The organism is Candidatus Cloacimonas sp., from assembly GCA_035403355.1.
Classification (GTDB): domain Bacteria; phylum Cloacimonadota; class Cloacimonadia; order Cloacimonadales; family Cloacimonadaceae; genus Cloacimonas.
In genome coordinates this window covers 1-10,279 of sequence record DAONFA010000023.1, presented here as the reverse complement: position 1 = coordinate 10,279, position 10,279 = coordinate 1, and the positions used below count along the sequence as shown (strand labels likewise).

4 protein-coding genes are annotated in these 10,279 nt (G+C 38.8%); 3 read left to right on the top strand and 1 reads right to left on the bottom strand.

Annotated elements, in window-relative coordinates; translation table 11 throughout:
* Nucleotides 1-137 precede the first annotated feature (137 nt).
* From secD to PLE33_06615, 3 genes are all read left to right on the top strand, one after another.
* Nucleotides 138-1,724: a protein translocase subunit SecD gene (secD, locus tag PLE33_06625; protein ID HPS60922.1), complete on the top strand. Its 1,587-nt coding sequence runs from the start codon at nt 138-140 to the stop codon at nt 1,722-1,724.
* Between the two features lie 9 nt (nt 1,725-1,733).
* A complete protein-coding gene (gene secF / locus PLE33_06620) occupies nt 1,734-2,717 on the top strand; it encodes a protein translocase subunit SecF (GenBank protein HPS60921.1) in 984 nt (327 codons plus the stop codon).
* 511 nt (nt 2,718-3,228) lie between these two features.
* Nucleotides 3,229-9,204 (top strand): C25 family cysteine peptidase, encoded by a 5,976-nt coding sequence (locus PLE33_06615; GenBank protein ID HPS60920.1) that lies wholly within the window; start codon nt 3,229-3,231, stop codon nt 9,202-9,204.
* On the opposite strand, the gene PLE33_06610 is transcribed toward PLE33_06615, so the two are convergent.
* On the bottom strand, nt 9,177-9,455 hold the full coding sequence (locus PLE33_06610; GenBank protein HPS60919.1) for a hypothetical protein: 279 nt from the start codon (nt 9,453-9,455) through the stop codon (nt 9,177-9,179). The two genes, PLE33_06615 and PLE33_06610, sit on opposite strands and share 28 nt — an antisense overlap.
* Between the last annotated feature and the right edge of the window lie 824 nt (nt 9,456-10,279).

Sequence of the window (10,279 nt, the reverse complement as noted above, 5' to 3'; positions counted from 1 at the left end):
AGCTCTTTGATTCAGGAAATTGGCAGGGGAGAACTAATAGCAAACATTTCCCTTGACGAATAAGGGCTAATCAAAGTTTTGGGTCAAGGAATAAAACTGATATATAATATTATAATGCAAAAGGGAGCATAAAGCCAATGAAGAAAATTTCCTGGCGTGGCTTATTCATAGTCATATTTATCTGTGTTACAGCATTTTTTCTGGCTCCTATGGCAATTCCTAATCTGCCGGACTGGTGGTCTAAGCATCATTTAAAGCTTGGTCTTGACCTCCGGGGAGGAATGCAGATACTTTTGGAAGTGGATACTTCTGAATTATCTGAAGCCGATGCCCGCAATGCTGTAGAACAGAACATTAAAATTATCCGTGAACGAATTGACCAGTTTGGCGTAGCCGAGCCCTCAATTCAAAAATTAGGCGAGAACCGGATTATGGTTCAATTACCTGGTGTAACAGATTATAAAGCGGCTGAGAATTTAATTAAACAAACCGCTATGCTGGAGTTTAAACTTGTTACTCCTGTGGATGAAGCCAAAAGAGTGATTGATGCAATTGATAGAAATATCAGCAGTAATCTGGATAAATTTCCGGTTTTAGCAGAAATGGCGAAGAAAGATAAAAGCATTTTAGCGGATACTACTGCAACCGATAGCTTGCAAGCCGGAACTGGCGTTTTCAGTTCTCTGATCCGTCCTGGAGAGATGGATTATGAAATTCAATATACTGATGTACGCCTAATTCAAGATTTGCTGGCAGATTCTCTTTTTGCCCAAATGGTGCCTATGGGTTATCAGCTTTCCTTGGATAAAGCAGATACGGAAAATCCCCGGGCTGATAGAACCCTTTATGTTCTATCTTCTTCAGCTCAGCTTACCGGTGGTGATCTGGCTAAAGCTAAGGTTGAATATGGTTCAGCTACTTCAACCGATCCCCGGATTGCTAATAAGCCCTACATTTCCATAGAAATGAAAAGAGCGGGAGCGCGTAAGTTTGAAAAAGTTACTTCCGATAATGTAGGAAAGCGTTTAGCCATCGTTCTGGATGGAGTTGTTTATTCCGCTCCCAATATCCAGGAAAGGATTGCTGGAGGCAGAGCTCAAATTACAGGTAGATTTACTGCTACTGAAGCAAACGAATTGGCAATCGTGCTCAATACCGGAAATCTGATTGCTCCTATTAAACCGGTTTCCACTTCCATAATTGGTGCCACTTTAGGTGCAGATAGCATTAGTAAGGGAACTACAGCTGGTTTAATTGGTTTGATTCTTGTTGTCCTATTTATGGTTATCTATTATAAGTTGTGCGGCTTTATCGCAGATGTTGCCCTGGTCTTAAATGTGGGCTTTATTTTAGCTATGTTAACTGCTTTTGGCGCCACTCTCACTCTACCTGGAATTGCCGGTATCATTCTTACAATAGGTATGGCTGTTGATGCCAATGTGCTTATTTATGAACGCATCAGAGAAGAATTGGATTTGGGAAAAACACCCCGCAGTGCTGTTGATGCAGGTTTTAAAAGAGCTCTGGTAACTGTTTGGGATTCCAATCTCACTACTGTTATTGCTGGAATAATTCTTTATTATCTGGGCACAGGTCCTATCCGCGGTTTTGCTGTAACTTTGGTGATTGGTATTATTGGCTCTATGTTCTCTGCTATTGTAATTGTGCGCTCTATTCTGGATAACATTGTTTTAAGCAGCAAAAAGACAAAACTGAGTGTGTAAGGAGAAAAAATGAGAATACTACAGCATACAAATGTCCAATTCGTTAAGTATCGTTACTGGTTTTACGCATTCTCTATTACCTTGTTGCTAATTGGCTTAGGCGGAATAATTTTTAGAGGATTAAATTGGAGCATTGACTTCACAAGTGGAATAGCTGCAACCGTCAATCTGAAGGCATTAGACCCCAAAATCCAACCTCTGCCCATTGAGGATTTACGCTCAACCCTTACTAAAAACGGTTTTCCGGAAGCAGAAATTACCTATATCGGTAATCCTGATAATTCTATTTTCCAGATAAAAATTAAGAGTATCGGCAAAGGAACTGACTTTTCCACCGAAACCCGGAATAAGCTTTTGGAAATTATTCAGGATAATTTTCCTCAATATGTTCAAGGACGAGACCTGAACAAAGAAGTAATAGCAGAAATTTATGAAGTTGGACCTAAAGTAGGCGGTGAACTACGCGCTCAAGCATTTTGGGCAGTTATGCTTGCTTTAGTTGCGATGATTATCTATATTTGGTTCCGCTTTGAATTAACATTTGGTTTGATGGGAATTCTGGCTCTCTTTCACGATGTCTTTATGATAGTAGGTATTTTTGCTCTCACGGGTAAAGAGATTACAATGCAAATTATAGCTGCTCTTTTAACTATCGTGGGTTACAGCATTAATGATACAATTGTTATCTTTGACCGAATTCGTGAAGATATGAAGAAAAACCGCAAAGACCCTATCCAGGAGGTCTTCAATCGTTCTATCAACGATACGCTTTCCCGAACTGTTATTACCGGTGGAACAACCTTTCTTACTTCTGCCTGCCTTTATTTTTGGGGTGGAAGCGTAATTCACGATTTTGCTTTTGCCATCTGCCTGGGTATCTTCTTTGGCACCTATTCCTCAATCTTTGTTGCCAGTAATTTAGTTATAGACCTGAATTTGATTACCCACAAAGAAAAGAAGACAATGCAACACCTAACTAAGAAAAAAAAATAAAAACAAAATACTACTTATATACATTAAACCGCTCAAATTTTGGGCGGTTTTTTGTTTGCGGAAAACAACTAATACCCCAACAGGTTTAACATTAAAAGGGCTAAAACCTATAACCGAACTAACTTTTTTAAAGGGACATTCCAGGTTTTACTAAAGTTTCTCTTTTATCGTTTTCAGCAGAGGGCAGTTAGTTTTTTTAAAAATTTGCCAGGTAAAGAAACTGTTACTATAAACTGCCCCGAGAAAATGATTGACAAAATGGAAGTTCGGTAAATAATAGAATAGATGATGAAAGAGGATATAGTTTTAGTATTGGAAAAGCCACATTTTGTTTTTTTGCTGATGTGGCAGGGACAACAGCTTTCATATTCAAGAAATGCTTACTGCCGGTTCTGAATGACAATGGTTTTTACCTTCTGAGATTGAGATAAGTTATATAGAATAAATACTATTAGCTATATGTTGCCTTTGGTATTTGGTATAAAAAAAGTATATAAAAAAGAGGTGGTTAATGAGACCATACCGCTATCTCTATTTAATAATGATAACAATTCTATTGTTACCTGCAGAACTGTCTGCTGTTCCGAATACAAATGCTACTGCCTTTCAATTAAATCATTCCACACCTGCGGAAATAGATATTAGTTTTACTTTACCGGAATGGAATATTCAGGAGAGTGCCAATAACAGGCAACAGGTAAAAGTGAAGGATAGTCCCTGTCTCTTTATAGATGAAGAAGAAACGATGCCTGTTTTTTCCACAATGGTAGCTATTCCTGATCGGGGAGGGGTAAATCTGCAAGTTGTCTCTTCTATGCAATCTACCATAAACGGTTTTACGGCAGCTTTTGAAACACAGCTTATCAGAGAACAGCAACAGGGCAGGTTCTTGGAAGAATTGTATCCTGCTAATAATATAGCGGCTTCCGAGCCACAAATTCTGCGTGATTTCAGAGTGGTAACCATCAATGTATATCCCTTTCAGTATAATCGTAAGCATAAGCAATTGCTGATCAGCGAAACCCTGAATATCAAACTAACTTTTACGGACACCGGTTCAATAAATGAACTAAATCCAAGCCCTTTTATCTCTCGCAGTTTTGACAGTATTTACCGGGGGCTGATTTTAAACTATGATTCTTTGCTGCCCACCAGAGAAAGTAACTATAGGAATCCCGTTATGTTAGTTATTTACGGTAATTATTCCGATGCTATCTACACTGCCAAGATAAATGAATATATTAGCTGGAAAAAACAGAGGGGTTTTATTGTAAATGCCGTTAGCACCGGTGTTACCGGCTCTTCTAACACCAATATTAAAAATTACATCCAAACTGCTTATGATAATCCTGCAACGCGTCCGGACTACATTGTTTTAATTGGAGATACCGATGGGGCTATTGCTATTCCTTCTATTAGTAATTATATTGATTATCAATACACCTGGCTTGCCGGAAATGATGATCTCGGGGATGCAATGATTGGTAGAATCTCTGTTTCCTCCACTGCGGATTTGGATGTTATTCTGGCTAAAATTATCTCGCTGGAGAAGAATATTGAACAGCATTCTATGGATTGGCTTAACAGAATGCTTTTAGTGAGCGATTCTGCAGAGTCAGGTATATCAACAATCTATACAAATCGCTATGTTCAAAATATTTCCGCAGAGGTTAATCCGGAATATAGTTACACGGAACTGTATGGTTTCAATCCCAGTAGCACCTATATCAATTCTGCCATCAATCAAGGTGTAACATTTTATAATTACCGGGGTATTGCTGGTATGAGCGGATGGCCTAATACAATCTCTTCAATGTATAATTCCCATAAACTGTTTCATAGTGTTTTCATCACTTGTAACACAGGGAATTTCAATAATACAACATCTACCACGGAACGAGTTATTCGTTACGGCACAGCTGCTTCTTTAGGAGGCGCCGTAACCTCTATTGGAATGGCAACTCAATATACTCATACTCCTATGAATAACTGTTTGGATTTAGGTATATTTTATGGTATTTATTGCCTGGGGATGAGAGATATGGCTTCTGCTCTGCTCTATGCCAAGCTCTATTTAAATTTGATTTATGGAATTAGCCATCCTGTCCAGGCACAAAATTTTGCTGCCTACTGCAACCTGATGGGTGATCCAACCGCTATAGTTTATGTAGGCATCCCTGATAGTTTTGTGGTGAATACTCAAAGCTCAATTCCAGCGGGCTCTGCCAATATCAGAATTGGCGTTAATCAAAATACCGGTTTTGCTGTAGAAGGCGCTTATGTATCTTTAACTGCTGCATCGGGTTTACAGTTAACAGATATCACAGATTCAACCGGCTATGTAACCATTGCTTTGCCTACGGAGCTATCTGAGGACTTAGTTTTAACGGTTTGTAAGGATGATTTTATTACCTATACCTGCCCAATCACCGTTAATACAAATGGTGGAATAGTTTTGGAAAGCATTCAGATTGATGATGCATTATCCGGTAATGGAGATGAAACAGTAAATCCGGGGGAAGAAATTAACCTGTTCATATCTTTAAAGAATACCGGTAGTTCCACCCTTTTTGTCACCGGCAGAGTTAGCGCTGCTGATTCTTATGTTACTTTGCTGGAATATGACCGCCTGGAATTTGGCGATATCAGTGCCAACGGTTGTAGTGAAAACTTAAATCCGATTGTTTTTTCCGTTTCTCCTGCTTGTCCTGATGGACATATCATTACTTTGGTTTTAACAGCAGAAAGTTCCGGCTTCACTTGGATTGTTAATGTTCCGGTAACTGTTAGAGGCGGGAATTTGAAAATTGTAGCTTACAACTTTATCGGATTACCCGAACGAGTAATTAGGCCGGGAGTTTCGTGCCCTATGCTATTTTCTTTAAAGAACACTGGACTTACCGTGCTTAATGGTGTATCCGGCAAGTTGAGTTCCCTTAGCGGATATTTCGTTATTCAGGATTCAACAGGTTATTTTGGCACGATAAATCCTAATGCAACCTCAACCTGTAATGATAACAGTTTTTATGTTTTTGCCCGTAACAGCAGCGTTGTGGGAATGGTTATTCCTCTAATTCTTACTTTATCTAATAGTGATGGTTTTATGCAAACGATTCATCTAAGCATTACAATTGGTACAAATGCAGTTAATGATCCTTTGGGACAGGATGTTTACGGTTATTTTATCTATGATGAATCGGATCTGGCATATAATTTGTGTCCGCATTATCAATGGATACCTATTGCTTTGGAGGAAGGAGGTTACGGCACGAAATTATCCTTATTTGATCCGGGATATTTATCCGATGAAGGTGATGCGACAAATGCCGTTTCCATTCAAACCGTGGATTTACCTTTTCCCTTCACTTTTTACGGCAGGCAATATACCCAGGTATCAATTTGTTCTAACGGTTTTCTTGCTTTTGGGCAAACTTTGAATGCGGACTGGCGAAATTGGCGATTGCCAGGTGCCGGAGGTCCTAATGCTATGATTGCTGTTTTTTGGGACGATCTGCAGATAGGAATAAATAGCGGTGTTTATACTTATTACAATTCCCTTGAACACTATTTCGTAGTAGAATGGTATAATCTCATCTCTGGATATGATACTTCAACTCCCGAGACCTTTCAGGCAATTTTGTATGATCCGGTTTACTATCATACTTTAACCAATGACGGACAAATTAAGCTGCAATACAATATCTTTAATAATATAGATGCGGGTAGCGGTGATGTTTTTCCTCATGGCAATTACTGCACTATTGGTATTAAAGATCATTTTGGCACCGACGGCTTGGAATATACTTTTAATAATTCTTATCCTCCTGCCGCAAGTCCTTTATGCGACGGGAAAGCTTTGTTTATCACTACTTCCGGAATAATTTCCGAATTACCTCATCTGAATATAGACCAAACCTTAGTTTTAGATAATAACGCCAATAGTCATCTGGAACCTGGTGAAACAGCTGATTTACTAATTTCGCTTAGCAACGACGGACTTTCTCCTGCTGAAGATGTAATAGGAGTGCTTAGCTGTTCCGATCCTTATGTAACCCTGAATGCAGCAACTTCCAATTATGGAGATATTGCCGGAGTTTCTGAGGGCTTACCTCAAACCTATTTTAATATAAGTATCTCTCCTTCGTGTCCCGGAGCCCATCTAATAGATTTTACCCTATCTTTAAGCAGTAGTGAACAAAATTGGAACTATTCCTTTAATTTGAGTGTTTATACACCTGTTTTCGCTATTGGCACTTATGTGATTGAGGATGTAAGCGGAAATAACGACAGCATATTGGATCCTGGAGAAACAGTTAATTTATCAGTTCAGTTTCTCAATAGGGGAGAAATTGCCTGTGATTCAGGTTCGGCAAATATAAATACTACCAATCCGGGAGTAACTTTTATTACGGGAATGACATCTTTTGCATCTATTCCGGCAAATGGCAGTTCAGAGCTTATCTTTACTTTTAATGTAGATGCTTCCACACCTGTAGGAACAAGATTGAATTTACCTTTTACCGCTACAGCTGGAAACTATAATTTTTCCGGGATCATAACTCTGGATGTAGGAGCTGCAATTTCTGTTAATATAGGCACCGAAACAGGAATCAATCCCTTTCCTTTTTATATGAATTATTATTATTCTGCCAGCGAAGCAATCTATCTGGCAAGCGAAATCGGGATGTTTGGTTTAATCAAATCCATTGCCTATTATAAAGCTCAAGGGGATAATGTAAGTCCCATTGAAAATGTTAGGATATTTATGAAGCATACATCAAGCAGTTCTTTGAGCACAGGAAGCTATGATTTGAACGAATACACTTTGGTTTATAGCGGTTCTTTTACTAATGATGCAATTTCAGGGTGGATGGGAGTAAATCTTTCTCCGGGATTTGTTTATAACGGAATAGATAATCTTTCCATTCTTTGCTTAAAAGGATATCAACCTGCAATAGATGAAGCTCTTTATTGGACATATACTACTACTACCATAACCAGAACCCGACAAAAAAGTAGTGTCTTAGGAATACCTCTATCTCTTACCCAAACAAATAAATTACCGAACCTAAAATTAGAGATATTCGGGGCAGATAACCATATTTTCCCGCCCTTAACATTAAGAGCTACTCCGGCAAATAGATTAGTAACTATAACCTGGCAGGCACCTCCAATCGGGAATTTTAGCAGTTTTAATCTATATAAAAATAATGTTTTTCTTGCCAATGTGGTTAACCCTCTTATATATTATGATGTTGATGTAGATAATGGCGAAACCTTTTCATATTATGTAACTTCAGTTTATGGAGGAAATGAATCAATTCCTTCCATAACGGTGCAAGCAACTCCAGATGGTGCTTTTCCCCGTCAGGCAATTTTAGGGTGTGGAATGGGTGTTACAGGAAATACTACTGCCAGTCCTATAAATAACTATGCGATTAGTATCCATGGTCAGTCCATATATACTGCTGCGGAATTGAATGCGGCAGGTATATACGGTCCTATAGAAATTTCCCAGCTGGGCTTTGATATAGATGAACTACCGATTTATGCTCTACCCAATTACTTAATTCGGATGAAACATACTACTGCTCCTGATGTTTCTTCCTGGCAGTCCCCGGACGGGATGGTTGTAGTTTATACCAATCCAGCATATTTACCTGAAGTAAGCGGCTGGAATATGTTTCCTCTTTCTTCTCCTTTTCTTTGGAATGGTATAGATAATATTGTAGTGGATACCGCTTATGGAATTGCAAGTGATTATTATGCTTCCGGAACAGTGATGTTTACTCTCAGTGATAACAATTACCGATATGTGAAAAATTATAATTATGATGAGACCAATGTTTTTACCGGCGGAACCACTTCCAACTGCAGACCCGATCTAAAATTAGTTTTTGCCACGCAAATACAAAATCCCCTCCTAACCGTTATTCCTGCCCAACTGGATTTTGGCAATAATCTAATTGGCAGTTCCACAACTCAACAGTTTACTATTCATAATACCGGCAATTACTTGCTGACAGGTTATTTTTCTGTTCCCGAGGGCTATTCTCTGGCTTTAAGCGAACCAGCAAAAATATTTTCGGATAAAGAAAATACCGATAGAGATTCTTCTGATTTGCACTTTACTATTGAAGCGGGGGGTTCTGTTATTTATAATTTAACTTTTATTCCTGCCTCGGAGACCTCTTATAACGGCAATCTGAATATTATCAGCAATGCAGTTAACTGCCATAATTACTATCTTCCTTTAACAGGCAGCGGTTGCTATCCTTCTTTGCAATCTCCTGTAGTAATTATCGTTAGGGAAAATAACAACATCATTTTGCAATGGGAAGCCGTTCCTAACGCAGTTAGCTATCAAATATATCGCAGTGATAGACCTGATGGCAATTTTACCTTGCTGGGGACTACTTCTCAACTGCAGTTTACAGATCCGGCTGGAAGTAGAGGTTTTTATTTTGTGCAAGCCAGTTCCCGATGAGCATTCACGATTACCGAATAGAACCCTGATGGGAAAGGTTTTACCGGGTTAATGAATATGGCTGAAGGTTTTGGTCTGCAATTTTCACCTGCCTTTCCCAAAACCACATTCCCCAAACTTCTCACTAACAACCAAGCTCTAACTGGCTTCTGAATTGAGTAATCGTAAGTAAAAAAAGAATATAGGTTCATTGTAAGATATATAGTTGCCGTTTTGCGGGCAGATTGTAGAAGAGAAGCATAGTTTTTCATTCACTTCTATCCTCCAAAGTAAAAATAGACACTTAACTATATGCTATTTATGTAGATACATTACTTTTTAGCAACTACATTTCTTTCCATACAAAAGAATGGACTTTTGCTGTCTCCTATCTTCCTTTCCTGAAGCTATTAATCTATCGTTAATCAGACCTTAATCAAGCGTTAACAATTAACGCTTGATTAAGGTTAGATAAACACTTGATTTATGCTCTCAAGTTAGGGCGAAAAGCGGTGTCTGAATCTGATATGCTGTTTATACTAAAGTGGAAAATACCTGATGCTAAGTAAATAGAATAGGAGAATACTTAAGATCAACCCTAAATTTTACCGTTTAGAGGAATATGAACTAACCAATGCTTACTTGGTAAATAATATAAATTTCATATTGAATTTGGATGGCAATAAAAAATGGTACGAGTTGGCAAGCGAAAAGTGATACACTTGAAGAAAATGGGAAAACAAACTCTTTGCCTTATACTCTATGTTTGAAAGTTCCTAAAGGCGACATCGGATGGTTGACCTCCTGGTCAACCCCTTCTTGTGCTTGAACGACGAGGACATTGTTCTTCCGAATAAAAAAGCCCCTAAAGGCGACATCGGATGGTTGACCTCCTGGTCAACCCCTTCTTGTACTTGAACGACGAGGATATCATTCTTCCGAATAAAAAAGCCCCTAAAGGCGACATCGGATGGTTGACCTCCTGGCCAACCCCTTCTTGTGCTTGAACGACGAGGATATCATTCTTCCGAATAAAAAAACTCCTAAAGGCGACATCGGATGGTTGACCTCCTGGTCAACCCCTTCTTGTGCTTGA

Bases quoted from the DNA above. Each gene is read 5' to 3' on its own strand.
- secD (HPS60922.1), top strand. From the start codon at position 138: ATGAAGAAAATTTCCTGGCGTGGCTTATTCATAGTCATATTTATCTGT.
- secF (HPS60921.1), top strand. From the start codon at position 1,734: ATGAGAATACTACAGCATACAAATGTCCAATTCGTTAAGTATCGTTAC.
- PLE33_06615 (HPS60920.1), top strand. From the start codon at position 3,229: ATGAGACCATACCGCTATCTCTATTTAATAATGATAACAATTCTATTG.
- PLE33_06610 (HPS60919.1), bottom strand. From the start codon at position 9,455: ATGAAAAACTATGCTTCTCTTCTACAATCTGCCCGCAAAACGGCAACT.